This is a genomic window from Neobacillus bataviensis (genome assembly GCF_019969725.1).
The window spans coordinates 1-26,208 of the sequence record NZ_JAHXYW010000028.1 but is presented as its reverse complement, the minus strand read 5'-3'; the positions used below and the strand labels follow the sequence as shown (position 1 = coordinate 26,208).

The 26,208-nt window shown below is 36.4% G+C and carries 28 protein-coding genes and 3 pseudogenes; 13 read left to right on the top strand and 18 right to left on the bottom strand.

What is annotated here, in order from left to right; translation table 11 throughout:
* The first annotated feature begins 676 nt into the window (after positions 1-676).
* On the top strand, positions 677-1,267 hold the full coding sequence (locus LC455_RS30395; RefSeq protein ID WP_223596678.1) for an NAD(P)H oxidoreductase: 591 nt from the start codon (positions 677-679) through the stop codon (positions 1,265-1,267).
* 291 nt (positions 1,268-1,558) lie between these two features.
* Here LC455_RS30395 and LC455_RS30390 read toward each other — a convergent pair whose 3' ends face one another.
* On the bottom strand, positions 1,559-1,969 hold the full coding sequence (locus LC455_RS30390; protein ID WP_223596677.1) for a hypothetical protein: 411 nt from the start codon (positions 1,967-1,969) through the stop codon (positions 1,559-1,561).
* A 500-nt stretch (positions 1,970-2,469) separates the two neighbouring features.
* On the opposite strand from LC455_RS30390, the gene LC455_RS30385 reads away from it, so the two are divergent.
* The 3 genes from LC455_RS30385 (at position 2,470) to LC455_RS30375 (ending at position 5,650) form a co-directional block, all read left to right on the top strand.
* Positions 2,470-3,798 (top strand): ABC transporter substrate-binding protein, encoded by a 1,329-nt coding sequence (locus tag LC455_RS30385; protein ID WP_223596676.1) that lies wholly within the window; start codon positions 2,470-2,472, stop codon positions 3,796-3,798.
* Between the two features lie 74 nt (positions 3,799-3,872).
* Entirely contained in the window at positions 3,873-4,817 is a 945-nt protein-coding gene (locus tag LC455_RS30380; RefSeq protein WP_223596681.1) for a carbohydrate ABC transporter permease, read from the top strand.
* The gene (locus LC455_RS30375) at positions 4,817-5,650 is read left to right on the top strand and encodes a carbohydrate ABC transporter permease (RefSeq protein ID WP_223596674.1); all 834 of its coding nucleotides are present in this window, start codon (positions 4,817-4,819) and stop codon (positions 5,648-5,650) included. The genes LC455_RS30380 and LC455_RS30375 overlap by 1 nt, the downstream gene beginning before the upstream one ends.
* 261 nt (positions 5,651-5,911) lie before the next feature.
* Here the strand turns inward: LC455_RS30375 and LC455_RS30370 are convergent, their stop codons facing one another.
* The 5 genes from LC455_RS30370 to LC455_RS30350 form a co-directional block, all read right to left on the bottom strand.
* Positions 5,912-6,085: a hypothetical protein gene (locus LC455_RS30370; RefSeq protein WP_223596672.1), complete on the bottom strand. Its 174-nt coding sequence runs from the start codon at positions 6,083-6,085 to the stop codon at positions 5,912-5,914.
* 353 nt (positions 6,086-6,438) lie between these two features.
* Complete coding sequence (locus LC455_RS30365; protein ID WP_223596670.1) at positions 6,439-6,810, bottom strand: hypothetical protein; 372 nt, start codon at positions 6,808-6,810, stop codon at positions 6,439-6,441.
* Positions 6,811-6,962: 152 nt separating this feature from the next.
* Positions 6,963-7,643, bottom strand: a complete 681-nt coding sequence (locus LC455_RS30360; protein ID WP_223596668.1) for an LrgB family protein — start codon at positions 7,641-7,643, stop codon at positions 6,963-6,965.
* Positions 7,619-8,014 (bottom strand): CidA/LrgA family protein, encoded by a 396-nt coding sequence (locus LC455_RS30355; protein WP_223596666.1) that lies wholly within the window; start codon positions 8,012-8,014, stop codon positions 7,619-7,621. Before LC455_RS30355 ends, LC455_RS30360 begins: the two co-directional genes overlap by 25 nt.
* 108 nt (positions 8,015-8,122) lie before the next feature.
* Positions 8,123-9,001 (bottom strand): LysR family transcriptional regulator, encoded by an 879-nt coding sequence (locus tag LC455_RS30350; protein WP_223596664.1) that lies wholly within the window; start codon positions 8,999-9,001, stop codon positions 8,123-8,125.
* A gap of 401 nt (positions 9,002-9,402) precedes the next feature.
* Here LC455_RS30350 and LC455_RS30345 point away from each other — a divergent pair, with 401 nt between their 5' ends.
* Positions 9,403-9,570: a hypothetical protein gene (locus LC455_RS30345; protein WP_223596662.1), complete on the top strand. Its 168-nt coding sequence runs from the start codon at positions 9,403-9,405 to the stop codon at positions 9,568-9,570.
* A 306-nt stretch (positions 9,571-9,876) separates the two neighbouring features.
* Here the strand turns inward: LC455_RS30345 and LC455_RS30340 are convergent, their stop codons facing one another.
* Together LC455_RS30340 and LC455_RS30335 are read right to left on the bottom strand one after the other, a co-directional pair.
* Positions 9,877-10,305 carry a DinB family protein gene (locus LC455_RS30340; RefSeq protein ID WP_223596660.1) on the bottom strand — a complete coding sequence of 143 codons (429 nt, stop codon included), beginning with the start codon at positions 10,303-10,305 and terminating at the stop codon, positions 9,877-9,879.
* Positions 10,306-10,372: 67 nt separating this feature from the next.
* Positions 10,373-10,765: pseudogene (locus LC455_RS30335) on the bottom strand (site-specific integrase); the annotation flags it as partial.
* Positions 10,766-11,296: 531 nt separating this feature from the next.
* Here LC455_RS30335 and LC455_RS30330 point away from each other — a divergent pair.
* The 5 genes and pseudogenes from LC455_RS30330 to sat form a co-directional block, all read left to right on the top strand.
* Positions 11,297-11,614, top strand: a pseudogene (locus LC455_RS30330) (DNA alkylation repair protein); the annotation flags it as partial.
* Positions 11,615-12,176: 562 nt separating this feature from the next.
* Positions 12,177-12,422 carry a hypothetical protein gene (locus tag LC455_RS30325; protein ID WP_223596658.1) on the top strand — a complete coding sequence of 82 codons (246 nt, stop codon included), beginning with the start codon at positions 12,177-12,179 and terminating at the stop codon, positions 12,420-12,422.
* Positions 12,413-13,144, top strand: a complete 732-nt coding sequence (locus tag LC455_RS32015; RefSeq protein WP_223596680.1) for a CgeB family protein — start codon at positions 12,413-12,415, stop codon at positions 13,142-13,144. The genes LC455_RS30325 and LC455_RS32015 overlap by 10 nt, the downstream gene beginning before the upstream one ends.
* A 113-nt stretch (positions 13,145-13,257) precedes the next feature.
* Positions 13,258-13,881 carry an adenylyl-sulfate kinase gene (gene cysC, locus LC455_RS30315; RefSeq protein WP_223596679.1) on the top strand — a complete coding sequence of 208 codons (624 nt, stop codon included), beginning with the start codon at positions 13,258-13,260 and terminating at the stop codon, positions 13,879-13,881.
* Between the two features lie 5 nt (positions 13,882-13,886).
* Positions 13,887-15,026: a sulfate adenylyltransferase gene (gene sat, locus LC455_RS30310; protein ID WP_223596656.1), complete on the top strand. Its 1,140-nt coding sequence runs from the start codon at positions 13,887-13,889 to the stop codon at positions 15,024-15,026.
* Between the two features lie 253 nt (positions 15,027-15,279).
* Here sat and LC455_RS30305 read toward each other — a convergent pair whose 3' ends face one another.
* The 10 genes and pseudogenes from LC455_RS30305 to LC455_RS30260 form a co-directional block, all read right to left on the bottom strand.
* Positions 15,280-15,948, bottom strand: coding sequence for a sulfotransferase family 2 domain-containing protein (locus tag LC455_RS30305; RefSeq protein WP_223596654.1), 669 nt, complete (start codon positions 15,946-15,948; stop codon positions 15,280-15,282).
* A 20-nt stretch (positions 15,949-15,968) separates the two neighbouring features.
* On the bottom strand, positions 15,969-17,027 hold the full coding sequence (locus LC455_RS30300; RefSeq protein ID WP_223596652.1) for a glycosyltransferase family 4 protein: 1,059 nt from the start codon (positions 17,025-17,027) through the stop codon (positions 15,969-15,971).
* Entirely contained in the window at positions 17,024-18,934 is a 1,911-nt protein-coding gene (locus LC455_RS30295) for a glycosyltransferase (protein WP_223596650.1), read from the bottom strand. The genes LC455_RS30300 and LC455_RS30295 overlap by 4 nt, the downstream gene beginning before the upstream one ends.
* Positions 18,903-19,358: a dTDP-4-dehydrorhamnose 3,5-epimerase family protein gene (locus tag LC455_RS30290; RefSeq protein ID WP_223596648.1), complete on the bottom strand. Its 456-nt coding sequence runs from the start codon at positions 19,356-19,358 to the stop codon at positions 18,903-18,905. Before LC455_RS30290 ends, LC455_RS30295 begins: the two co-directional genes overlap by 32 nt.
* Positions 19,355-20,200 (bottom strand): dTDP-4-dehydrorhamnose reductase, encoded by an 846-nt coding sequence (gene rfbD / locus LC455_RS30285; RefSeq protein WP_223596646.1) that lies wholly within the window; start codon positions 20,198-20,200, stop codon positions 19,355-19,357. Before rfbD ends, LC455_RS30290 begins: the two co-directional genes overlap by 4 nt.
* A 4-nt stretch (positions 20,201-20,204) precedes the next feature.
* The gene (gene rfbB / locus LC455_RS30280) at positions 20,205-21,155 is read right to left on the bottom strand and encodes a dTDP-glucose 4,6-dehydratase (RefSeq protein ID WP_223596644.1); all 951 of its coding nucleotides are present in this window, start codon (positions 21,153-21,155) and stop codon (positions 20,205-20,207) included.
* A 15-nt stretch (positions 21,156-21,170) separates the two neighbouring features.
* Positions 21,171-21,896: a sugar phosphate nucleotidyltransferase gene (locus LC455_RS30275; protein ID WP_223596642.1), complete on the bottom strand. Its 726-nt coding sequence runs from the start codon at positions 21,894-21,896 to the stop codon at positions 21,171-21,173.
* Positions 21,897-22,347: 451 nt separating this feature from the next.
* Complete coding sequence (locus LC455_RS30270; RefSeq protein WP_223596640.1) at positions 22,348-23,112, bottom strand: sulfite exporter TauE/SafE family protein; 765 nt, start codon at positions 23,110-23,112, stop codon at positions 22,348-22,350.
* 398 nt (positions 23,113-23,510) lie between these two features.
* Positions 23,511-24,088: pseudogene (locus tag LC455_RS30265) on the bottom strand (tyrosine-type recombinase/integrase); the annotation flags it as partial.
* A 376-nt stretch (positions 24,089-24,464) separates the two neighbouring features.
* On the bottom strand, positions 24,465-24,839 hold the full coding sequence (locus LC455_RS30260) for a DUF2750 domain-containing protein (protein ID WP_223596638.1): 375 nt from the start codon (positions 24,837-24,839) through the stop codon (positions 24,465-24,467).
* A 301-nt stretch (positions 24,840-25,140) separates the two neighbouring features.
* On the opposite strand from LC455_RS30260, the gene LC455_RS30255 reads away from it, so the two are divergent.
* From LC455_RS30255 to LC455_RS32010, 3 genes are all read left to right on the top strand, one after another.
* Positions 25,141-25,434, top strand: coding sequence for a hypothetical protein (locus tag LC455_RS30255; RefSeq protein WP_223596636.1), 294 nt, complete (start codon positions 25,141-25,143; stop codon positions 25,432-25,434).
* A gap of 141 nt (positions 25,435-25,575) precedes the next feature.
* On the top strand, positions 25,576-25,917 hold the full coding sequence (locus LC455_RS30250; RefSeq protein ID WP_223596634.1) for a transposase: 342 nt from the start codon (positions 25,576-25,578) through the stop codon (positions 25,915-25,917).
* Positions 25,902-26,208: IS3 family transposase (locus tag LC455_RS32010; protein WP_369075776.1), on the top strand; the 307-nt coding region annotated here is incomplete at its 3' end. The genes LC455_RS30250 and LC455_RS32010, both read left to right, overlap by 16 nt.

Below are 26,208 nucleotides of genomic sequence, written 5' to 3'. Positions count from 1 at the left end.
GTGTTCCTTCTGTAAGAGTTTTATATCCACAACATTGGCAAGTATATAGCTCCATTTTTTTCACCGTTCCAACACTTTTTTTATATATTATATCAGCTTCCTTGTTCAACTAACCTGCCCCGTTAGTTTAAGTACAAAATTGCAAAAACTATATTCAATTTAAATCAAAATTATGTAGATTGAGTCCAATTTACAACAATATCCAAACAAAAAAATACCTTTGATCTATAGAATCAAAGGTCAAAGTTGAACTTAGTGGTCTAGGCTAAGTCCATTTAGGAGGTCTAAACTCAGAAGAATTTAAACTATTGTTATATTAACATATAATGAATTTTTATTCAATGGTCCAAATAATTATACACACCCTTTCCTTTGGTTTCTTTTCCAATAACTTAATGCTCCCTTTTGAATTCAAGCACCCGTTAGCTGAATAATACTATTTAAAACAAAGGAATTGCTATTTCCCCATTTACCTTAGTAAATTGATCCTACCTTGTTTCTAAAACAGAATGAACTGAGTTCATTTTGAATTACCATTTTGCAATTGCTTAATTCATAAGGGCATAAAAAATGCATTTACTAATTTACAAAGAGGAGATTAATAACATAATAAAGAGACTAATTGTATTATATTAATATGAAACAAAAGATATATGATGAAATTGGAGGCAGACTTATGAAAATACTTGTTGTCCTTGCTCATCCTAGAACAGATTCACTGACGTCGAACATAACAGAGCGGTTTACTGCAGGATTGTCCGAAGCAGGACATGAATACGAAATCGCCGATTTGTATGCCGAAGGATTCAATCCGCTATTATTTCCGCAAGATGAGCCTGATTGGGATAATCCCAACAAAGTATACTCGAACGAAGTGTTGAGAGAAATGAATCGAATCCGGGCAAGCGATGCATTAGTCTTTATTTTCCCAGTGTGGTGGTACAGCATGCCTGCTATATTGAAAGGATATTTTGATCGGGTGTGGAATAATGGATTTGCATATGGTACAGCCAAATTACCCGTTCAAAAAATAAGATGGATTGCCTTAGTTGGTGTAACTCAGGCTCAATTTGAAAAACGTAGTTATCATTTGATGATGCAGCACCATCTGAACGTAGGATTGGCGGAATATTGCGGAGTTCAAGATTCAAAAGTACATTTTATATATAATACTCTTGCGGAATTTGATGATAGCTTACAAGATAAGAACAAAAATCATTTTGCCGCTTTATTAAACGAGGCTCATAAAATGGGGCACACTTTTTAGTGTATTAGATCATGTAAAAATCTTAGTGCCCGACATTTGAATACCATGAGGTGGATGTCAGTCATGCTGCCCGACAGGGTCCTTGCCCGTATTTTAGTTGATTTTCTGACCGTACTTTAAATGTCTAAAACAATAAAGCTACTACCTAATGAATTTCACTTAAAGAAATTTAAGCTGCTATCTGTAATTCCGCCAAATGAAAGGAAAATACTGTCCTTAATCCTGAATTAGTACAATTATAAAAGAAGCCCGTCAGGCTTCTTTTTTACATAATCTCACCATATAGGCTTGTTAAAATAAAGCGGCTGTGAAATAGAATCTATCTTTACCGCCGTCTAATCTGATGTCATCGCCGTGTCCTATAATTATATCAACTTGATCTCCAGCAAAAAGTGGTACTATGTTACACCCCATTACTATAGTTCCTCCATCTACAGAAGGTTGTCCGAAAAGAAACGTTTTTAATACTCCATTAATCCGAATAGCCATATCAAGGGGCTGACTTACCGAAAGTGGATCAATATATAATCCGACACAAATGGAATACACACCACTAGTAGAAGGAATAAACGTAGAGGTAGTTGGGTTATATTCATGTGCTAGATCATATTCCACCATTGGAAATAAGACTTTAGTTGGGTCGTCAAACCTGGAAATAACTTGATCACCAAGATTAAAAGCTCTAAAAGCATGCTTTGCCATTTTATGCACCTCCTTATTTTGAACTATATATAGCTTATTCGGATATAACTCGTGTTGTATCAACAGTTAACGGAGGGGAATCGTGGATTTATGATAGCCCATATTGTTTCTTGCATAAACAAAAGCTAGGATTCCTCCTGGCTTTTGTACGAAGCACACCCTCGAAAGTTTAATGTGCGTAAATCGAAGAGTTTTAAATAATTTTAGTTATTTTTATAATATCTTTACCAATTTTTATAATATTTTTACATTATTATGAATATTTAGAATAATTTGTTGATTTTCAAAATTGTATTTAATATTATTGAAATAATTTATGTAAGGGTTGTCATTGTTGTGTAATCTTTATGGGTATTCAGACATCAATGAGGATCCTGATTAATCTTGGTTCAATAGAATGAGGTGATTAGAAAATATCAATTTTTAGTAGGTTATAACATCTCATGCAATCAGGTGGGACATGGTAACAACTATATTTTGCGCTTTTAGGGGGGATTTAGATGAGAAGTAGGAAAAAGTATTTTGCATTATTTTTCTCCATTTGCCTATTACTTTCTATTGTTGTAGGTTGCAGCCAGGGTTCAAGTACAGAGTCGAATGGCAATGGGAAAGATTCGGATGGAAAGGTTACCTTAAAAATGATCGAAAGCCTTTCAAGCCCGGCAAGAACGGCTTTGCTCAACGAGTTAATAGACAAGTTTGAAGCGGCGAATCCGAATATCAAAGTAGAGTTGATCTCCCCACCTTTTAATGGTGCGGACCAAAAAATCACCCAAATGCTAATGGCTAAAGAGGCGCTGGATGTTGTAGAGGTCCGCGAATTCAATGCCAAACAATTTGCCATGAATGGTTTCATCGAAGATTTGAAGCCTTACACAGAGAAATGGAAAAACTACGATTCCTTGAACGATATTGCCAAAAAGCGTGCCACTTGGGTGGATAATACTCCATATTACATACCTAACGGTTTGTATCAGCGTGTCTTATTCTACCGTACCGATTGGTTTAAGGAAGCAGGACTAGAAGTACCCAAAACATGGGACGAATTCTATGAAGCAGCAAAGAAATTAACAGACCCAGCAAAGAATCGCTATGGATATAGTTTTCGTGGAGGCCCGACCGGATGGGATTACGCTTTAATTACGATGTGGGCTTACAATGGTAAAAAGGTTAATCCAGATAATGCATTTTTCCTAGAGAATGGTAAGACTTTATTCTCCTCACCTGAATCGTTAGAAGCGTTAAATTTTTATAAAAAGGTTTATAAGGAAGTTTCTCCTCCAGATTCGATCAGCTGGGGCTTCCCAGAAATGGTGCAAGGATTTGTTTCAGGGAGCACCGCGATGTTGATCCAGGATGCGGAAGTCATCGATGCTGCGAAGGAAAAGCTGCAGGATGGAACATGGGCAACGGCACCTCTACCGATTGGACCAACTGGTGTAGCCCAACAAGTAGTCAGCGGCCCTGGCTGGGGGATGACCGCCTATTCTAAGCATAAAGAAGAAGCATGGAAGCTTATTGAGTTTCTAAGTGATCCGGAACAGAGCAATGAGTATACAAAAAGGAGTTCTGTAATTCCAGTTCATCAGAATGCTTTTGATGATGAATTTTATAAAACAGGTTATTTTAAACCGTACGGAGATATGAATGCACAACCGGATATTTTCCTCGACGTGACAAGACCAATCGATTTCAAGGGATGGGGTGCATGGCAGTCAGCCGCTGACCAAGATCTTCAGGCCTTCTTATCCGGAAATACTTCGGCTAAAGATCTCTTGAAAAAATGGGACGAATATTGGACTAAAGAAAAAGCGGAAAACAAAAAGTAGTTTGGCAATGGAAATGGATAGCGAAAGCTATCCATTTCTCCCTGTTGCTAAAGTAAGGAGGAAATCTTTTGAAAATGGAGAAGCAGATTTTACATGCGGACAATCCAGGAGTTCAGCTTGAGAAAGCCCCCTTTCGTTTCTCAAAAGAAGGGATTTTTATCCTTCTTTGTCTAGCGCCTGCGATTGTTCTAGTATCGGTATTTGTATATTATCCCATCATTAAAGGATCAGTTATGGCTTTTCAGAATTACACCCTCTTCGACTTAATGAATATTCATTTTATAGGATTGGATAATTTTAAAGCTGTTATTTCAAGTCCTAACTTTGCCACCATTGTTAAGAACAGTGTGTATTGGGTTTTTATCTCATTATTTTTTCAATTGGTCCTTGGCTTTGTGCTTGCCCTTAGCATGAGGAGACACTTCAAAGGAAGAGGAATATATCAGGGTCTTGTCTTCTTTCCATGGGCGATGTCGGGATTCTTGATTGGGCTAATTTGGCGGTGGATGTTTAACGGGCAATTTGGGGTCATTAATGATCTTCTTCTCAAAACAAAGTTGATTGATGCACCTATTGCGTTTTTAGCCGAAGCCAAGTGGGCGATGGCTTCTGTTATTATCGCGAATATTTGGTATGGAGTAGCGTTCTTTGCCATCATGATTTTGGCAGCGCTTCAATCGATACCTGACGAGTTGTATGAAGCGGCTGAAATAGATGGGGCAAACAAGCTTCATCAGCTTTTCTATATTACCTTGCCTTATATTTTACCTACCCTCTTTATTACCGTTCTCTTGAGAGTAATTTGGATTCTCAACTTCCCGGATATTATCTATTCCATGACAAATGGGGGTCCGGCTGGTGCAACGCATATTCTCTCTACATACCTGATTGATAAGGTTATGTTTGAACAGAACTATGGACAAGCCTCTGCATTAGGTCTGATCATCGTTGTCATCCTTCTTTCTTTCATGGTGTTTTTCATAAAAGCTTCAAAATTTGAAAGGAAAGGTGATTTTTAATGACTAATGCTGGAATTTGGCTTCGTACTCTGAAAATAGGTTTTTTAAGCATTTTTTTGGCCATCACCATTTTTCCTTTGTATTGGATCATTATTACTTCCTTTAAAACACAGAAGGACATTTTTACTCTGCCGATTCAATACTGGCCAAAAGAATTCTCACTGGATAATTATATTCAAATATTTAAAATCTCTCATTTTCAAACTTATATTTTCAACAGCTTTTTGGTTTCCATCGTTGCTTCCTTTATTGTATTGATTATTTCTTTGCTTGGGGGATATGTCCTTGCAAGATTCAAATTCAAAGGGAAAGGACAGGTGATGGGCGGCTTCCTCATTACTCAAATGGTCCCTATTTTCATTGGTATGGCTCCGTTATATATGATGATGTCAAATATGCAGCTTATTAATCATTTGTTTTCCTTAATGCTGATCTATACGGTTATGTTGATTCCTTTCTGCACGATAATTATGGTTGGGTTTTTCCAGAGAATTCCTGCCTCATTGGAAGAAGCTGCAATGATTGATGGATGCTCAAGAATAAGCGCATTATTTAAGGTCATTGTTCCTGTAATACTGCCAGGAATTATGGCCACCTTTATATTTGCGTTTGTTCAGTGCTGGAACGAGCTTATTATGGCGGTCATGTTTATTGATGAGGAATCGGTCAAAACCATTCCGGTGGCGATGAATTCTTTTATAAAAAAATATGATATTGAATGGGGAGCAATGTCAGCTGGAACGGTACTATCGGTTATTCCTACCATGATCTTGTTTGCGTTCTGTCAAAAGTACCTCGTAAATGGTCTGACGCAAGGTGCGGTGAAAGGGTAAATCTATCAATTTTTTTGAGGAAATAATAAGGTAGTTATACAAGGCCTGCCCTAAATGAAACAGTAGTTTACGGAATGTAGGCGTCAGCGGTACAGACCGTGGTTATCGTGCCATTTAGGGCTAAAAAATAAAACAAATAATTAGACTTCCCTTTTTAAACTATCCTGCCCCGTTACTTTAATAAGAAATTTAACAACAATAGATGAATGTTGCTAAATAAAAAAATGAACCGTACCAAGAGGACAGTTCATTTAAGTGGTATTAGTTCACTTTCTTTAGAGGATAAATGACATTTTTATAAAAAATTCTTTCCCATTTAGCTAACAAACCGTTCCCATTTTCACCACGTTGAATTTCAATTTCGTGTTTTTTATGAAATTCTGCTATTCGTTTATTATGCTCTTTATGCCATTGATGGAGAGATTCTTGTTTCATTTTTTATTCCCCCTTTAATTAATAACAAAATCATATCACTAGGATTGTTAATTACAAAGTAATTTTCTCCCACAAGTTTTGACATAAAGGAGTCAAATTTATGGACAAAAAATTATTAATCAAAATGAGCATTGGGGTTAATGTCGTCTTACATTTCTATTGTGCCTATTCAAGTAAACTGCCCCGTTAGCACAAAAAGAAAATGAGCTGCCGTTGCACCTCATTGTTAAACTCTTGCATCCTTTAGCTTAATAAGAAAAAAACGCCAAAGATATCTGCTGGGTCTTCAATTCTTTCACCCATCACTTAATAAGGATTTAGTTTACCAGTATTAATTGTGAGTATAAAATTTATTAATCTAATTTCTTTCCTTCGGCTTTAATGGACCTTGCTATTTTTATAAGTTCCTTTTTAGGCAAAGACTTTTCTCCAGAGTATTCAAGTCCCAATTCTAACTCCTCTTCTTCATCCTTCCAAAACAACAGTTGTTTTCCATTCTTATTTTGGTAGTAATAATTAGTTCTAGGTATGTTTGTATTTTTATCCCACTTTGGATCATCATACCAACTTACATAATTTGTAGCAGTGACAACTAATCTTTCGTTTGAGCCATCATAAATGATGTTAAGAATATCACATCTTTTCCCGCACGACTTTATAGTTGCATAGCTTTCCTGATAATCGATAGGTATGTACCTTGGTTCTGCTTTTATGCCAATCATCATATTAGTCCACCTAATCGGATATTTAATCAAATTAGAATAAAAAAACAACCATACTAAAAGAACAACCGCACCTAAGAGAAGGTACTTCCACAATTTTTTCATAACTTGCCCTCACAATAATCGGTTCTACAAATAGAAATAACCTAAAATGTTTAGCCAATAAAAGGTGTTAGGATTAATGCCCAGATGACTGTAAGGATGGCAGTCAGAATGTAGGATACACTGGAGGTTGTTCCCTCTTTTTCCCCGATTTGAAACGCTTTTGCCGTTCCAAGTGCCTGTGCACCCAAACCATACATCATGCCGATGGACAATGGATGCTTAATGGAAAAGTGCTTCATTATAGCTGGTCCTATGAAGACACCTACAAAGCATGTCAACATACTAAAAAGAACAGTTATGGCAGGAATCCCTCCAATGGATTCAGACAAACTGACAGCAATTGGAATGGTGACAATGCGAGGAATAATACTGAGCATATAATCCTTCCCCATTGCAAGCAGGTAAGTACATAAAATGCCCGAAACAACAGCAATCAAGGAGCCGGCGGCAAGACTACATACAATCACACGCCAATTTTTCGCCAGAAAAGACCAGTTTCGATACAATGGAATAGCTAATGCAACGGTTACAACATCTAATAATTCATTTAGTGGAAAAGTGCCATTTGCATATTCTTTGTATGGTATATCCATTATCAAAAGGAGAACAATGAGCAGAACAGGAGTGAGAATGATTGGTGAAAATAACAATCCTGGCTTTTTCCGATTGACCTTTTTCGCAAAAAAATAAAAAAGGATAGTAATAATTACATAAAAAATCTTGGTAACCATCTCCTTACTTCACCGCCTTTTCTTTCTAGGATCCTTTCGGAGATGACACCTGTTGCTATCATCATAAGTGCTGTACCACTAACAACAATGAATAAAATACTTAGGCCCTTGATGCCAAATATCCATGAATATTGCATAAATCCAACGACTGCCGGTATGAAAAATAACATCATCTCGGAAATAATAAGCGTAGCCCCCGCTTGTACCCAATTTAATTTAATCAAGCCTGAATGAAGACCGAAGAATAATAAAATCATCCCAATAATACTTCCTGGAATAGGTACATGAAGAAGAGAGACAATATATTTACCAATCCAGGTAAACACAGTAATAACCCCAATTTGAAATAAAATCATTAAGCCCTTTTTCAAGAGCAACACCTCCGAAATAGAACAATATGTAATATAGATCATTCTACTTGGAGAATCACGATTCATAAAATATATAAAAGTCATCAAAACTATTCTACAAAGTTATAGTTAGGGTTTTCCTTCCTGAATATAAGTAATGAACTCCCGTACTGCATAGGAAAGATACTTATTCTTTTTATAAATCAATGCCAATTCCCAATCAACCTGAGGTGAAGTAATAGCAACAATAGAAACCTGATCCTTAAATCGGTTTGCTACCGACTTAGGAATGATAGATATCCCAAATTGTGCCGCTACCATCTCTCCGACGATATCCCATAAGGAGCTTTTGTAGACTAAATTAGGTTCAAATCCCGATTGCAAACAGGCCTTCATTACCACATCATGCAGAATATATTCCTCGGTTAAAAGAATAAAGGCTTCTTCCTTTAAATCGGATAAAAATGCAGATTTTCTTTCCGACAGCCAATGATCCCTGTCAACAATGACAACCAGTTCTTCTTTTAATAAGGGGATGGATCCAAACACTTCAGAGTCAACTGGTAATACGGTAATACCCACATCCACTTCCCCTTGTACTACCTTTCGTTCTAATTGTTTCCCGCTAAATTCGACCATTTGCATATCAATTTGCGGATAACCCTTTTTAAAATCAGCAAGAACGTTCTGAAATAACATCACTCCCAAAGTCGGCATTAATCCCATTTTGATAGTTCCCTTTTTTACATGAACGACTTCGTTTACAGAAGAATGGATATCTTCTATCATCTGCAAAATTTTCAATGCTTGATCATAAACAATCTTCCCCGCATCTGTCATCTCCACTTTTCTCTCCGAACGATCTAGCAACGTCACTTGAAGCTCCACTTCCAGGCTTTTTATCATCTTACTGATGGAAGGCTGAGATACATGCAGGCTCTCAGATGCCTTGGTAAAATTCTTCTGTTTGGCTACTTCTACAAAATATTTAAGATGTTGAATATCCATTTTAAAACTCCCCGGTAATATAAAAATAATTCCTTCCCACCATACTTAAAGGTTTCATATTTTTATTTAAATCTTCTAATTCATTATATTTTATCGTGTCCGTTTATACATAATTGGGAATATGGCGGAGAAGTATTTTAAGGCGCCTGACCTACAAGCGTTGCACGCATGTAATAACCTCGAATATATTTAAAAATTTATAGTTCCTTTTCGTTTACGAACGAAAAAAGGACATCATGATTATACAATGGTTTTGTCCATTTTTTACATTTTAATATTTCCTAATTTATGCTCATTTTTCTTCTTTTATTTTGGATGTTTCACCTGACTACATTCCTTGTAAAAACAAGAATAAGAAGAGGGGCAGGGTACAAACTACTCTAAAAAGGAGAGTGTATATCATGGATGAAAAGGGCTTAAAACAGAACGCTAGTAATACTTTGCGTACGAATAAACCGAAAACATCAGATATAATCGCAAGTATTGATGAGATGAAAAAAGAGCATGAACCAGAGTATGTCTTTTTATATTGGGATGAATTAAGAGAGAATCCTGAGCAGAGAAAATGAAATGGGTATTGGATAGGATTATACCAAAATAAAGCAATTCTCCTTATAGAGAATTGCTTTCAATCTGCAAAAATTGGAATTGTTCCTCCTTTGTGGTCATTGGGCATGTTCATTAATGTGTGGTCATGTCAAATATTCTCACCATATTTTACCATAGAGCCGAAGATCTTGTTTAACTATTCTGCCCCTTTAGTGTAGGCGTTTTCTCCGTTGCCGACATTTCGTCAAATAGCTCGACAAATATTTGATGTAATTCGTGATATCTAGGGCCCCAGGTCTCGAGCTGCAGTTAATCTTTTGCCCTATTCAAAAGAGCGGCGCGATGGCCAAGAGCCTTGCAGCTTGCGGAAAGGATAATAGGCACGTATGATAAGCGTCATGGAGAATGAGGCTGTTCAGCCACTCGTTTAATGGACGATCAGTAACAAGAGCTTGCAATTGGTCAACGTTTAAATTCGTAATACGCTCACGGATGCCATGATGGACGCTTTTTAGCCTATTTTGCGTGGCTTCCCAATCGCTCTCAGTTTTCGAAGCAACTGCAAACGTATCGTCATTCGTCAACCCTTCCGGATACCGCGATTCCTCACCGGTAATTCTTTTGAGCAACCGTTCCTTGTAAAAAATCAAATGCTCAACTGTCTCCCAAATCGTGTTCGCATGCTCGCCAGCCGGGCGCCAATCTGCTTGCTCCGCCGTAAGCGCTTTGAGTGCGTCAGCGAGAGGGGATACCAATCTTCTTTATCGTAGCAAAAGTCCCAGTTTTGAAGTAACGATTCCGTTCTGTGTTTTGGAGTCGGTGTCTGTGCTTGCTGTCATGCGGTAGCTCTTCATTGCTGTATAAGTAGTCATAGAAGTTTGTAACAGTGGTGACCGTTAGGTTTACCGTCCTCTCTGTTTTCTTTGCTTGTACAGGTTGAAGAGATGTCACGTTGGTGCTCCCATAAGGATTCCGTAACCAGCCCACAAATTCCACCAAATCTTCTAATCTTATTTGTTTGTAATCTTTCCCTGTCTCCTGTAAATAAAGGAAATACTGCTTTAGCGCATAACAGTATGTCTTCTGGGTGTTGCTGCTTTTCCCTGTTACATCCAAAAACTTGAGATACTTCATAACAGGAATTACAGGAATGCCCTCTCTATCTACTAATATGTATCTCTTTCCTTCCTCTAGGATCACTTCTTGTACACGCATAGATCCTCACCCCTAAATACTTTTTACGCTCGGTCTTACGACCTCACTACGCCTCCCGCTGTTGGGCTACGTCCCCCACCTTAATAAACAGATATTCCTAAACATTATATCCATATTAGACTCTAGTTCAAATGTCTGATTATCCATTCTATTATGTAAAAAAAAGAGGATATATGCTCCCATATTGAACATATTATCCTCTTCTAATTATAGTCTGTTTAACTTAAAGGCGTTTTTTAGTTGGATAACGGGAAGCAAGACATTCTTAATGCTGTGAATCTATTGGTGAATAAGAAGTTACGGGTTGTATAAATGGTTGATGAACTCCTACTACTTGAGGTTGCCAAGGTTAGGGCGGAGTCCCTAATTGAGACACACGTTGAACTTCTTGGCTTCATTGGGTACATAATTGGCTAAGTTGTTGAATTCGCTGAACAGCTGAAGCTTCATGCTGTGCAATTTATTGAAGTTGATTAGAAAATTGTCTTATGTGAACAGTATAACCTTGTTCTGCACTTTTCATTTGTTGTAACGTGCTTTCTGTGGTTGCAGTAACTTTGGCAGAAACCGATTTTGCGCAAGCAAGATTGCCAGTATGTTGATCAAGTGGAAAATACGATTCACAATTCTCCAGATCGAACGAAATACGCTATGAATAATTTTATTTACACAGTCGGGATTTCATATTAGCAGCTCCATGATAAGGCGATTGAAACCGCAAAGGCAATAGGCCCAGTCGAAGTTAGGCGGGGCAAGAAAAAAAGCAGTATCCTGATTGCTTCAGAAAATATTCAAAAGGATATAGATAGAGGGCAGCTTGGTTTCAAACGCAAAAATGTAAGGTGTTAACATACTTTGTAGTGTAACTACGCTAACGGGAACGAAAGCTTAATACATCATTCGAAGCTTACTTACAAGCAAGGATGGTTGGCTATTTAGCAAGGGTGCTTTAATGGAATTACATAAGCAGATTGGAAACATTTTTGTATTTTATGTGTTGGTTTTATAAAAAATTGAACTTCTTTTTCCTTTTTATGTATTAGCCCTATCCAAAATAAGACTATGTGAATATATTGGCAAGGTATGAAGTCTTTATAGGGGTGAAAAAATTGTGTAATGAAAGATTATGTAAAAGACTAAGAGATTTTACAGGCCAAAACGTTACTATACGAACAGTATCCGGGGATGTCATCGAAGGTGAATTAGAAAGGGTAACATCTAAATGCTTGGTTAAAATAATCGAACCTCCATCGGTCTCACCATTTACAGAAAGTCAATTAACAGTAATACGTTGTACTAGCATAGAGTCCTTTTCAGTACTTCTACCGTAGTAAACATAAAGGAAAAATATTATTCAATTTAGGTAATATTTTTCCCTTTTTCTATAAGAATTATAGAGGAGTCCAACACTATGAAAATCTTACTGATTTCATCAGGTTGTTTAGGAATTTACCCTTATTTGGAAAAATCCATTGAGGAAACATTTTTACTCTTAAACAATGCCTTTATAAAAGTTCCTCCAGATTATACTCCAGAAACAATTGAATTAATCAACGAGTTTAATCCAAATCTAATTTTGACGATGGTTGGATATAAAACGGATAGAAAATTAATTGAGATTTTAAAAAAAAAGATTCAGTTCTTTGTATTTGGTTAACTGAAGACCCATTTTATATTGATCATTCGATAGAACTACTTAATGATTATGATTTTATATTCACGATAGATTTTGGTGCTTTTGAGTTTTATAGAAAAACATTTTCAGATAAGAATATTTACCATCTTCCTTTAGGAACAGATCCTTCTATATATTATCCTACCAGTACTCAAAGCATTGATTCATTCGACGTATGTCTTGTTGGCTACCCTTACCCAGATAGAATTGAATTAATCAATTATATTCTCAAACATACATCTCACAAGATCATCCTCGTTGGTCCTTTATGGCAGAGATATATACGGAGTAAAAACTATTTCAATAGGTTGAAAATAATTAATAAATGGATAGAACCGGCCTATGTAAGAGAACTATTTTGTATTTCTAAAATTATCCTAAATCCTCACCGTACTTATAACTTTTTTAAAAATAAAAACACCCTTGGAATTGAAAATAAAAGTATTAATAATCGTACATTTGATATTGGGGCTTGTGGTGGATTTCAACTGATCTCCCATAAACCTGATTTAGAAAAACATTTCAACATTTATAACGAAATCATCCCTTTTTACAATAAGGATGAATGCATTCATCTCCTCAATGATTTTGTAAATGATGAAAAAGGAAGAACTAATTATATTAAAAATGCTTATGAACGGGTATTGAACAACCACACACTTTCCCATAGGCTTCAATTTATCCTTAATCAAATAAATACTTGATTTTATAACGAAGTTTTAAGGTGTCTGTTTATTTCAGGAGTGAATTTTATAAATTTTGATTCAATGGCCATATTTAAAATGGTCTTAGGCGTACTTGAAAGGAGAAATGGATCCTGCATAAAGGAGATCCCGATAATCATGTTGTTTGGCATGAATCGGTCATAAAAAAAGAAGATAGACAATATTTACACGGGCATAACAGTATGATGATTTGGTTTACAGGTCTTTCTGGATCGGGAAAATCAACCATTGCAAATGTACTTCAAATTGAATTATTTAAAAAAGGGATTAGTGTGTATTTACTAGATGGAGATAATCTACGGCATGGCATCAATAAGGATCTCACTTTTACACAAGAAGATAGAAAAGAAAATGTCCGAAGGACAGCCGAAATCGGGAGCCTCCTTGTTGATGCCGGTATTATTGTTCTCGCTGCCATAATTTCTCCTTTTGCAAGTGAACGTGAACGTGCAAGATCAATCTTTAATCAGGGAGAATTTATAGAAGTATATATAAAATGTCCAATTGAAGAATGTGAAAAGCGCGATCCAAAAGGACTTTATAAAAAAGTTAGGGATGGTAAAATTGCCCATTTTACAGGTGTCGACCAACCTTATGAAGAACCCCAAAACCCCGAGATCATCCTCGACACAACTGAACTTTCTATTGAAGAATGTGTAAAAACAATAAGCAGTTATCTTTTTGATAAAATAAAAATCATCCAAGTGAAGGAGTGAACATTTTGGCATTAAGTATTCCTCATGGCGGAAAATTAATCAATCGAATCAATATTGATTATGATTTAACTCCCATTTCAGCGGAAATTGAAATAGATTCAATGGCCTTATCTGACATGGAATTAATCTCAAACGGGGCATACAGCCCTTTAACGGGGTTTCTGGTCAAAGAAGACTATGAATCGGTCCTTTCGAGAATGAGGTTAAAAAATGATTTAATTTGGAGTATTCCGGTCACACTCCCAGTCACAGAAGACGAAGCAGCTAACTTAAAAGCTGGAGAAAAAATAAAGTTAACCTATAATAAAGTCGTTTATGGTGTATTAGAGCTTTGCGAAATATATGTACCAAATAAAATGGAAGAAGCAAAAAAGGTATTCCAAACAACAGATCCTTTGCATCCTGGCGTCAAAAAACTTTTTAGCCGGCCTAATGTCTATTTAGCTGGACCGATTCAATTAATAAAAATTCCACCTAAGGGAGGGAATTTTCCCCAATTATACAAATCCCCCTTTGAAACAAGATTAGAATTTAAAAAAAGAAATTGGAAGACGATTGTTGGTTTTCAAACCCGAAACCCCGTCCATAGAGCCCATGAATATATTCAAAAAACAGCACTTGAAATTGTAGATGGTTTATTTTTAAATCCTTTAGTTGGAGAAACCAAATATGATGATATACCGGCTTCAATCCGGGTGAAAAGTTATGAGGTATTATTAGAAAATTACTATCCATTAAGCAAGGTATATTTAGCTGTATTTCCTGCAGCCATGAGATATGCCGGACCTAGAGAGGCGATTTTCCATGCACTCGTACGGAAAAATTATGGCTGCACACATTTTATTGTTGGACGGGATCATGCAGGGGTTGGAAATTATTACGGGACGTATGATTCCCAAAAAATCTTTTCAAATTTCAGTTTAGATGAACTTGGCATAACAATCCTACCATTTGAACACTGCTTTTATTGCACGAAATGTAAAAACATGGCTTCAAGTAAGACATGCCCACATTCTAAAGAGAATCACCTTCTATTATCTGGAACAAAGGTAAGAGAAATGTTACGTAACGGTATTTCTCCACCTCCGGAGTTTAGCCGTTCAGAAGTAATTAAGGTTTTAATAGAAGGGTTAAAAGAGTCCTAACGGAAAGGAGACTGTCTCAAAAGGTCGCAATTAACGGCCTTTTTAAGACCATCCTTTCTTTTTTTGTCAGTTTTTTATTTGTGTTGATTTAATTATACCAAAGAGGAAGATTTTTTTATTTTTCACAAGAAAAAAGTGTGCCCCAAAATATACTTTTGTGACACACTTTTATATATATTCAACATTTTCCTATTCCTGCTCATCATATAACAGACTGAAACAACAAACAGGAAACCTAATTACCGAAAAAATATTAATTTTGATTCAATTTTTCTTCGAATAATTTCTGAGCATACTCATATAGTTCCAAATCTAGATTAACATTCTCTTCAATTTTTTTTATGATATGTGGAGAAAGCTCTTCCCTTTTTGGTCTGTTGGGTGTAACGTTTACATTCCTGTATTTAAGATTATTTAAGGTACATGTTTTTTCAATTAAGGCTAATGATTCATCAAAGCGCTCACTGATACCCACGACTGAGAAGTAGTTTTTTAGATTTGCTTTGGCTTTTTCCAGATCCAGGTCTCCACCGGAAGCAAAGCGGGTTTGCCAGTTGATCGTTTGTGGTTCTTCCTCAAGAAAGTATTCAAATCCCTTTTTATGATATTTTTTGTACATCGGTGTTCCTGGTTCTCTTAAAATAAAAAAGTACAGAGAGAGTACCCGCTCAACAGGGTCTCTAAGCATGGTGATATAACTAAATGGGCCGTTTAAAAATTCATGCATTCCAAAGTAATTGTGTCCAACGATAAATTTGAATTTATTTTTTTCTTCATCTGGAAGTGATTTAAATGCTTCAATCTGTTCATCAGAGTATGTTCGAATAATTTCCTCTTTAGGATAATTCCTTTCTATAATACTTCTCAATGTCCTCCCTGCTGTTTTAGGAATATGCATAAAAATAATTTGTTCATTCTCCAACCTTTACACATCCTTTTTCTTTATTTAACCTTTGAAAGAAGATAGTCCTCAAACAAATCAGTAGAATGTTTATAGTTAAATTGTCTAAGGGTCTCCAAACCATTTTTCGCCATTTGAATTCTTAGTTGGTCATCATTAGCTAAGCGAATAATATGGTCTGCCAGCTTCCTTGGATCCTTGGGAGGTGAGAGCAATGCAGACTTATTATGCTCGGTAAAATCCTCAACCCCGCCATTTTTCGTAGAGATTAATGCACATCCACAGGCCATAGCTTCTGTAGATGGCAGCCCCCAGCCCTCAATCCAGCTTGGACATAGATAAATAGAGCAGCCATTGTATATTTCTTCAACCAATTGTTTTTGCGAGGGATTACGAATATATTTGATCCCTTTAGGAATGATCTTATTTCTTCTTGATACTCCAAAACAAACAACCTCTAATTCAGGGATTTCCTTTTTCGCCAATACTATTGCTTTGAGCCCATCGCTAGCCCCCTTAATTTCCTGATTTGAAAATAACATGGCAACCTTTTTCGGACGTTGTTCAATTGGTACCGTAACATGAAATTTTCCATGGTCGATGGCATTTGGAATATAGATTATACTATCTGCTTTCATTTTTTCACCTATATTTAGCAACCACTTCGAAACAACAATTTTATGCATCGGATAATGCCAGGTTCGATTGACTAATTCCTCCGGGCCATCCCATATTTCATGACTCTGGATAAGATAAAATTTGACTCCCTTTGTATCTGAATATTGATTCACATAATCTGCTGTGTACCATGCTGTTGCAATAATAGCATCAGCATCTGGAATGAATTCTTCACCTAAATAAGGGACAAATTTCATTTCAATTCTCTGATCAATATTTTGCCAATTAATAACCGGCGGGACAGGCAATGGACTGTCTTCATTCACAGCCTCATTCCCATAGGCCGGATGAACAACAAATGCGGGGTGAATAATGGTGAGATGATGACCGCGTTTAACTAGTTCATTTGCATATTCATATACGATACGAAAACCACCTACTGGTCGGTGCGGGTAACATGGAAGAATGAAGGTTATGTTCATATTAAAACCGCCTTTAAAATTTCTGACACAGCATATTCAGGTGAAAACGAATATACTTGTACCTGTGCCCTTTCTTGTATCCCTTTCCTCGTTGCTAAATCTTTTATTAATTCATTCACAGCAAAATAGCATTCACGGTACGACCGGATATCAACAAGCCAACCATTTTTTTTATGCTTAACAAATTCCTTTCCAATCCCATTTTTCGGAAGAATGACAGCCGTGCCGTTTAACATCGCTTCCATAGCAATTAACCCAATGTTCTGATATGATGAAAAATCAATTAATAGATCTATTTTTTTGTCCAGTGGAAATTGGGTTTCTTCATCAATAAAAATCCAATCGATTTGAAGCAATGACTTATAGAGTTGTGAAATTTCAACGATTACTTTTTTAGTAAGAAGATCAGTAGGTGATGTGGTGATGGCGATATTTATAGAGGCAGTCGGACGATTAATATGGTTAAGCCTAGTTGGTTTCGGAAGTATGATACTTGGTGAAATGAGTGAGGATGTTTTTCCAGCAAAGTCCGCGATTAACTTTTGAATAATTCTGCTTTTTGTTAAAAAAACAGCTTCTGTACTTCGGTAAGCATTCATAACCTCCTGATACTCAGCCGACCCTTTTGGGTAGTTTAAAGGTTCAAAATCAAAAATATAGAAGGCACCCTTTATTGGATATGAATGAAGCCATTTTAGTGCCTTTAATGAAGCTGCAATTCCGACTGCTGATGCTGCTAAAACAGCTTGAACCTCCACCTGGACCGAATCGAATACAGGAAGATCCGTATTCATTGAAGTACAATAATCCTGGATTTCTTTTTTATTCTCGTTTAAAGTAATTAGTTTTACATCCAATCCCATTTTCCTCATGACAGACGCTTCCTGGATGATCAATCTTAATTTTTCATTTACCCTTTCCTCTGTAACAACAAAAACAATTTTTTTTCCATTCCATTTTTCTTTGATCTCTTTTGTAAATGTATATTGATCTAAGATGAATTGAAACCAGGAACGAATCAAGGCTAAATAAGGATTATGAACGCATAACTGGACATTTTCAAGCAAGAATGGTTCACCATACTTGTTACAAAGTTTATTACGTGCTCTTAATGACAGTTGCTTTCTCCTTTCATGGGAATAGCTGAGCGATTGTTTGTGATAAACATAGACATCATCAGCCACTGCCAGTTCCCATCCGTTCGTTTTAGCACGAATACAATAATCATCTTCCTCCCCATATCCTGGTCCAAAATTCTCCTCATCTAAAAAACCAATATCTTCGATAACTGAACGTTTAATTAGGAAGCAAAAGCCATTGATGAAGGGAACTTTAGGATAAAATTTAAGGGATTGTTCAAAAACGATATTTCCCATCTCTGCTATGTTCATTCCTTCAGGTAGACGGTTTTCAGCCCAGTCTAAATTTTCACTCAACTTAGGAATGGACTGCCATGATGCCGTATTGGATAAGGGACCTACAATTCCAATCTTCTTATCCATCTCTGCACAGGAAATCATTCTTTCTAACCAATGAGGCGTTACCTCTGTATCACTATTAAGCAGGACTACGTAACTGCTAGTTGACCTTTGTAATCCTTGATTTGCTGCAAATGTATAACCTTTTGCAGTTTGATTATTGATTAAAATTACATTTTCTCTGGCCGCAAAATTCTCTAAGAATCTCGTAGTCTCTTCCCCACTCCCATCATTTACTAATATCAAAGAATAGGGAATCTTTGTATTTTGTAAGATAGAGTCTAAGCATTCCTTTACGTCTTCTAAGGCATTGTGTATACAAACGATAATATCTGAGCGTTCCTTTTCCCGATTGAAGCCCCTTTCCACTTTATTCTCTGGCCACCTTTCGAATGATTTATCTATTTTTCGTTGTCCATTTGAAACCAATCATTGGATCATCCCATGCTATCCTTTTCTCATCTGGATGATTTGGATCATAGGATTCCGTTGTAAAATAAATGATGGTTGCGGGTTTTTGCCCCAATACACGATAGCCATGGGCAACGCCTGTTGGAATGACAAGCACCATCGGATTATCTTCCCCCATATAATAAACGTCTGTCTGCCCTTTCGTTTTGGAGTTCTCTCTTAAATCGTAAAGGACAACTTGAGCGTTTCCTGATGGAAAGAACCATACATCATCTTGCTTTTCATGATAATGAAAAGCCTTAATTACTCCGGGATAACTCATTGACATGGACGCTTGCCCAAATCGTGAAAGCAGGAATTCATCATCTCTCACAAGTTCCATAAAAAATCCACGATCATCACAATGCTTCAACAATTTTTTTACCTTTACACCTTCAATCATTTGAAAAACTCCCTTTTCATAAAAGCCTGTAGAGCAACCTCCCATTTACGTGGAAGCGGTACTTTCTTACTTTTTAATCCACCATGATCCATAACGGAGAATTTCGGTCTTTTTGCCAATGCACCATATTCCTCAGTCGTACATGGTGTCACTAATTCAGGGTCACTTCCTGCTTCTTTGTAAATTCTTTTTGCAAATTGGTACCAGCTACAAGTCCCTGTATTACTTACATGATAGATTCCATTAGGTTTTTCTAATAAGACATTTATAATTTCAACTAAATCGGCTGTATATGTCGGACTACCAACCTGATCATTCACAACTCTTACTTTTTTATTTTCCCTGGCGAAGTGAATCATGGTTTTGACGAAATTTTTACCATCATGCCCATATAGCCAAGATGTACGAATGATTGTACTATTAGGTAATATGGTCTGTACCATTAACTCACCTACCAATTTACTTAATCCATACATGGATAATGGGTTTGTCTTATCATTTTCTAGATAGGGAATTTCTTTCTCCCCATTAAAAACGTAGTCTGTGCTTATATAGAACATTCTTGCTCCAATTTTTCTAGCAGCTCTCGCTACATTTGCTGCTCCAAGTCCATTTATTTCTATCGCCTTTATTCCTTGTGTTTCACATTCATCAACAGCAGTGTAGGCTGCAGAATGAATGATTACATCTGGACAATCTTTTTTTAAGATGAAAGACACACGATCTAAATTGGAAATATCCAATTCATCTTTTCCATATCCTATGACTTCGTAGTTCTGATTAAACTGATGCACTACTTCTCTGCCCAACTGTCCATTTGCACCTGTAACGAGAATCTTCATCGTATCACCCTAATTTTCTTTTATACCAATCTATTGTTTTTTTGATTCCTTCTTCAAATGAAAAAGTGGGATGCCATCCAATTTTGGTCTTTATTTTTCCAAAATTAATGGAATAACGTCTATCATGGCCCTTTCTGTCTGTAACATGTGTAATTAAGTCTTTCGATTTACCAAGCAAATCCAAAATATAGGAAGCAACTTCTTCATTCGTCTTTTCACAGGCTCCCCCGATATTAAATAAATCACCTGGTTGTCCCTGTTCAAGCACCTTATGAATAGCCCTGCAATGATCCTCCACGTATAACCAATCCCGTACATTTTTTCCATCACCATATAAAGTAATTTCCTTTTCCTGTAAGGCTTGAGTGATGATTTTGGGAATTAATTTTTCTGTATGTTGATGTGGACCATAATTGTTACTGCAACGGGTAATGATAACTGGGAGCTGATAGGTCTGATAATAGGAACGAACGAGTAAATCTGCTGAAGCTTTACTTGCGGAATAGGGATTGTTTGGAGAAAGGGGAGATTTCTCTGTAAATGGGAAATCGTTCTCATTAAGTGAACCATATACTTCATCTGTAGAAATTTGGATTAACTTTTTTGCTTTCCCCTGTAATACGAAATTTAAAAGATTTAATGTTCCATGAATATTTGTTTTTATAAAAGGTTCCGCATTTTCAATACTTCTATCAACGTGCGTTTCTGCGGCAAAGTTTAGAATGGCATCATACTTTCGGTCAAACACCATTCGAAGTTGTTCTTTAATGGCAATATCAAATTGAAAAAATCGATATCTTCCATCTGTACTAAAGTCCTTCATATTTAACATATTTCCAGCATAGGTTAATTTATCCACATTTGTAATATTATAATCCGTATTTCTAAGCATATACTCTATAAAATTTGAACCAATAAATCCGGCACCACCTGTGACCAGAATTTCTTTTTGCATACAAATTCCCCTTTTTTAAACTTTTCCCTTTTCAAAAAAATGTTTATTCGCTTCGAATAAAGCTTCATAAGTTCCAGCATCCAGCCACCAGTTCTTTAAAATGTCATAATGTAATCCTTTTTTTTGAATATAGAGGTTATTTAAATCAGTAATCTCTAATTCTCCACGGCTAGATGGTTGTAACGAATCAATTAATTCAAATACATGGCTATCGTAAAAGTAAATTCCCGTTACACAATATCTTGATTTAGGATTTTTAGGCTTCTCAATGATCATTTCTATAGAATGATTAATCTCATTTAATATTGCAACTCCAAATCTCTCAGGGTCATTCACTTCTTTTAACAGGACTTTTGCTTCATATTCACCTTTCCGAAAATCCTCAATAAAAGGGCTTAAATCATCGTCAAACAAATTATCTCCTAACAAGAGGAGAAACTTATCATCAACAAAACTTCTTGCACATTTTAAAGCATTAGCAATTCCACTGCCTTGTTTCTCTTGAATACTATATGACAATTTAACTCCTAATTCTTCCCCATTACCCAATAATTCTAAAAATGAATCTAAATCTTTTTGATTAATTACAATTAAAATTTCATTTATTCCTGCAAGTTTTAACCGATTTAGTGACCAATAGATCATTGGATGAAAACCAACTGGAAGCAAGTGCTTATTGATAATCTTTGTTAAAGGTTGCAACCGAGTCCCTGTACCGCCAGCTAGTATTACTGCTTTCATAACAAACCCCATTTCCAAATTTTACCATATATTAATGTTATGTTATTTAATTTAAAAATGGTACAACTTTAATTGTTTCTTTTTAGAAATGGTCGCTTTCCCCGACCTAAATAAAAGATTTCAACCTTTTCATTGAAAAGTGTGAAGAAGACTGGTCAAGCAACATACAAAAGCAAAGGCTTGTTCAAGAAGTACAACAAATTAAAAATGGTGGCTTTAAAATTTTGATGCCATATTTGTTAAGATGAAGTTGTTTTTCCAAAAGGGAAATTAATTTTAGAAGAACTGGAAAATGAATTTAATTTATATATCTCTGATAACCCAAATTCAGATATTAATAAATTGGCAAATGATTAAAGGGGATTTTTTTATTACATATTTCGGCAAAAAATAACCATCGGCATATAAACCGATGGTTATTTTTTGTCTTGTTGACGTGAGTTTTTCCTTTTCAGAGTACTTTTAGTCCACTTACGAAGATTAAAACAGCAACAATGGTTCGGAGGGGTCTTGCCGGAATCTTTGTCGATATGGTACTGCCCATAATTACTCCTGGGATGGAACCCAGCAATAGATTAGCCACAAGCATGTAGTTAACATTTCCATATCCCATATGAAGCAAGCCAGCAACCGAAACTAAGAGAAACGCATGAGTAATATCGGTACCAACCATCTCTGATGTCGTCATTCGATAAAGATAGATCATAGCAACAGCAAATAAAGAACCTGAACCAAGAGAGGTTAGTCCAACGATAAACCCAAGAATGGAACCAATCAAAATGGTTAACCCCTTCTTTTCTTGCAAAGGTTTTAATTGCCAACGATTGGGTGGTAAATTTTTTTCAAAGAAAGTTCGGATTATGGTAGCTAGTGATACCAAAATTAAGATATATCCTAAGGCATGTCTAATAATCAGTTCTTGATTATGGGAATAAGATTCAAAATAGCGAAAAATAACTATCGCCACCACCGCACTCGGAATGCTTCCCAACGCTAAATACTTAACCATCTGAACATTAACAGTTTTTTGTCTCCAATGTTGAAAAGCTCCGAACAATTTCGTAATCGAATTATAAACAAGATCTGTTCCAACCGCAATGGAAGGATTGATCCCCATTAGTATCAATAAAGGTGTTAAAAGTGATGCTCCTCCTACACCGGTCAAGCCGACCAAAAAACCTACAAATAAACCCATCAAAATAATCCCTATACTCATAAGGTACGCCCTATCATTTTCAAGTATTTATAAGGATTGTTTAAATCTATATTAATCTTGTAAATAAAAAAAATTAAATTACATTTAGATATTTTCAATACTGCTGCCATTTTCTTACCTCCTTGTACCACTATATGGGTCACGTACAATAAAGGTTCCGATTCAACACAAACATGGAAAATAACAACAGCTGTCAACACTCTCTAAATAAAAAGGAGCAAAGCGAAATAAGCGACACGATTCAAGGTGTTAGTCGGAAATTTTCCATCGTATATGGTGCACTTTTAAAAAAAGAAAAAGGGAGAACTCAGTCCCTCTTCCTCTCTGTGACATTTTCCTTGATGGATTCGATCCATTCAAAAACTTCTTGTACAAGAGCATTCTTGAATTTAATCAGCTTAAAATTTTGGCAAGGCTTCACCAGCATCCGCCAAATCACTATACAAATCCTTTAAGTATTTACCTGTTGTCGAGATGTTACTGTAGCCGGCGAGTCTTCTTAATTTTTCATATATCATTATTCGTCGCTTTAAGCATCCATTTGCAAAACGTATGACGGAACATGGGGAGTTAGTTTTTTATTAGGTAAGCTGTAATTTTTGACCATCGTCTGAATCCCGCGAACCCTACTAGCTGTAAAAAACATAAGGGGAATCCTCTACATGCGGTTTCTGATTCGCCATTTCTGCCGGAAGGTTTCAGCCATCAACGTATTCGAAATAGGGACGGTTCTTCTTCATTCCTTTTCCAACGATTGGAATCCACTTCAAATCTAAATCGATATCCGTTAATTTAAAATCGAAAGTTCATCCACGCGCAAGCCGGCGTATGTAAGCAAGTAAATAATTGCCCGATCACGGCGATACTTTTCCTCCGGATTCACTCACCTACTTTTGACGGGTTTCTTCCTTATTGTATCAAGCAAATCTTCAAACTCATCTTCCGTCAACCACATGATCGTTTCGGAATCTTCATTGTTACTGACGTTCTATTTTGGCAAGAAATTGACTGTATTATAGGTATGACTTTTTCAACAAAACTCCCATTTTTTGAATAAGAAAAAGGATAGCTGTGACTGCAATCCTTCTTGAACTCAAGCACACGTTAGTTAACAAGAATCTGCTCAACTATTATCATCTAAAAGGTTTAAGTCCAAAGATACGCATATCTTTTCTGTGTCAGTAAAAAATAAGGAAGAGGTGAGAACAAATGGAAAATGATAATTTAAAACTTACATCTTCCGAAATAGGAACACTATGGGGAGAGTATGGCCCCAAGTGCTCGAACTGCAGTTAATTTTTTGCCCTAATAAAAAAGCATTTCCCCGTTATGGAGAAACACTAGACCTTATCTTAATAATTTTCTAATTGGTTATTTAAGTCCCTTAACAGTGGATCTATCTCGACCTTCACCGCATCTTGATTTGTAGGGAAAATGGAAGGTTTAACTCCATCCTTCTTCATTCCCACAAGCCATTTGTCAATAAAATCATACAAGTCAATCGATTTTGCTTTGAAATTTCTCCAACCATTAACGGCACAGTATTCTGCAAAATCCTTTTTAGGAAAGAAAGGAATCAACATAATTCCATCATCATCCTGTGCAGTTGCCCAACCTCCGTCAAATAACCCCCACACTTCCTCATAATCAACGACCTTCTTAATAAAATATTCATATCTTATTTTTGCTGGTTGTTTTATGACCGACTCAAATTCTTTTTGGTTCATATTCCTTTTCCTCCGATTACTGCAATTACAAAAGTCATTTATCTATAATTCTTCAGTATGAAGTGAAATACCTTCTTTCACTAACCTGCCCAGTTAGCACAATAAGCAAAAAAGACCGCCGCAGCGATCCATCTTAAACTCTTACACCCATTAGTTGAACAAGAAAAAATGACTGCCGATAAGACAAGTATATCTTGAACCAACATAGTGAGTAAAACTACTTCATCTGGGTAGTATATGTTTGGGATGGTGTGCTTTCATCATCAGCATATTCCCTATTAATAAACAAGGAAGTGAATAGATGAATCAGAGTAATGAACGCAATAAATTTGGTGAAAATGTAGAAGAAAGTGGCAACAATCAAGCTGGTAGTAATGCAAATCAAGATGCGAGTGACTTTGGTGAAGCAACAGGAGCTTTTAATGGAGCCGTTGCGGGTGCTATGATAGGTGCTCCATTTGGACTAGTTGGTACTGTAATAGGCGGTGTTTCAGGCGGTGCTATAGGTAACCAGATCGTTGAAGGGGCTGAAGCCGATGACAAAACAGCTTCCACAAATCGTGATGAGAGCAATAATAACTCTATAAATAAGTAGCAGGCACTTTACAAAAATGTATTTGTGTTAATCTCACCAAAAAAGGACCGTCAAAATGATATTATCCCCTTTAAGTAGACAGTGTAAAAAAGCCCGCTCATCAGGCGGGAATGATACACTACTACTTGGAGGGGATTTTTTATGGCTAAAAAGGGGACTAAATTTCAATCCTATACAGAGGAATTCAGGCGTTTAGCAGTTGAGAGATACATAAATGGTGATGGTAGTTACCAGACTCTCTCTAAGGAGTTAGGATTGCCAAGCCCAACCCCATTAAAAACTTGGGTAAAAAAGTATGAGGAAGGCAATCAGCTTACCGATCAAAGGGGAAAACTTTCTTCTACTAATAACCCGCTTAAAGGACGACCAAAAACAAAGTTCAATAATATAGAACAAGAACGGGATTACTATAAGGCTCAGGTTGACTACCTAAAAAAGCAGTATCCAAATCTTCACGGGGAGGTGAAATCAAAAAAGCAATAAGGTTTGAGATTATTCATGAGCTTAAAGAGACATATCCCGTCACATGGTTAACTGAAATTGCTGAGGTACAGAGGTCAGGCTATTACAAATGGATTAAGACAATTGAGGTACGCGAAAAGAAAAAGGAACTCGATAAGGGCTTAATGGACCAGATGCTTTCCATCCATCTCAAACACAAGGAGTTTGGCTACCCTAGAATGGTGACCGCCCTTAAGGAAGAAGGGTTCGAGGTCAACCATAAAAAGGTTTACCGGTTAATGAAGGTAATGGATATTCAGTCGAAGATTAGAA

What these genes read in the sequence shown, in the direction of transcription:
- LC455_RS30395 (WP_223596678.1), top strand. Translation starts at nt 677, where the DNA reads ATGAAAATACTTGTTGTCCTTGCTCATCCTAGAACAGATTCACTGACG.
- LC455_RS30390 (WP_223596677.1), bottom strand. Translation starts at nt 1,969, where the DNA reads ATGGCAAAGCATGCTTTTAGAGCTTTTAATCTTGGTGATCAAGTTATT.
- LC455_RS30385 (WP_223596676.1), top strand. Translation starts at nt 2,470, where the DNA reads ATGAGAAGTAGGAAAAAGTATTTTGCATTATTTTTCTCCATTTGCCTA.
- LC455_RS30380 (WP_223596681.1), top strand. Translation starts at nt 3,873, where the DNA reads ATGGAGAAGCAGATTTTACATGCGGACAATCCAGGAGTTCAGCTTGAG.
- LC455_RS30375 (WP_223596674.1), top strand. Translation starts at nt 4,817, where the DNA reads ATGACTAATGCTGGAATTTGGCTTCGTACTCTGAAAATAGGTTTTTTA.
- LC455_RS30370 (WP_223596672.1), bottom strand. Translation starts at nt 6,085, where the DNA reads ATGAAACAAGAATCTCTCCATCAATGGCATAAAGAGCATAATAAACGA.
- LC455_RS30365 (WP_223596670.1), bottom strand. Translation starts at nt 6,810, where the DNA reads ATGATGATTGGCATAAAAGCAGAACCAAGGTACATACCTATCGATTAT.
- LC455_RS30360 (WP_223596668.1), bottom strand. Translation starts at nt 7,643, where the DNA reads ATGGTTACCAAGATTTTTTATGTAATTATTACTATCCTTTTTTATTTT.
- LC455_RS30350 (WP_223596664.1), bottom strand. Translation starts at nt 9,001, where the DNA reads ATGGATATTCAACATCTTAAATATTTTGTAGAAGTAGCCAAACAGAAG.
- LC455_RS30345 (WP_223596662.1), top strand. Translation starts at nt 9,403, where the DNA reads ATGGATGAAAAGGGCTTAAAACAGAACGCTAGTAATACTTTGCGTACG.
- LC455_RS30325 (WP_223596658.1), top strand. Translation starts at nt 12,177, where the DNA reads ATGAAAATCTTACTGATTTCATCAGGTTGTTTAGGAATTTACCCTTAT.
- LC455_RS30300 (WP_223596652.1), bottom strand. Translation starts at nt 17,027, where the DNA reads ATGAACATAACCTTCATTCTTCCATGTTACCCGCACCGACCAGTAGGT.
- LC455_RS30290 (WP_223596648.1), bottom strand. Translation starts at nt 19,358, where the DNA reads ATGATTGAAGGTGTAAAGGTAAAAAAATTGTTGAAGCATTGTGATGAT.
- rfbD (WP_223596646.1), bottom strand. Translation starts at nt 20,200, where the DNA reads ATGAAGATTCTCGTTACAGGTGCAAATGGACAGTTGGGCAGAGAAGTA.
- rfbB (WP_223596644.1), bottom strand. Translation starts at nt 21,155, where the DNA reads ATGCAAAAAGAAATTCTGGTCACAGGTGGTGCCGGATTTATTGGTTCA.
- LC455_RS30275 (WP_223596642.1), bottom strand. Translation starts at nt 21,896, where the DNA reads ATGAAAGCAGTAATACTAGCTGGCGGTACAGGGACTCGGTTGCAACCT.
- LC455_RS30270 (WP_223596640.1), bottom strand. Translation starts at nt 23,112, where the DNA reads ATGAGTATAGGGATTATTTTGATGGGTTTATTTGTAGGTTTTTTGGTC.
- LC455_RS30260 (WP_223596638.1), bottom strand. Translation starts at nt 24,839, where the DNA reads ATGAACCAAAAAGAATTTGAGTCGGTCATAAAACAACCAGCAAAAATA.
- LC455_RS30255 (WP_223596636.1), top strand. Translation starts at nt 25,141, where the DNA reads ATGAATCAGAGTAATGAACGCAATAAATTTGGTGAAAATGTAGAAGAA.
- LC455_RS30250 (WP_223596634.1), top strand. Translation starts at nt 25,576, where the DNA reads ATGGCTAAAAAGGGGACTAAATTTCAATCCTATACAGAGGAATTCAGG.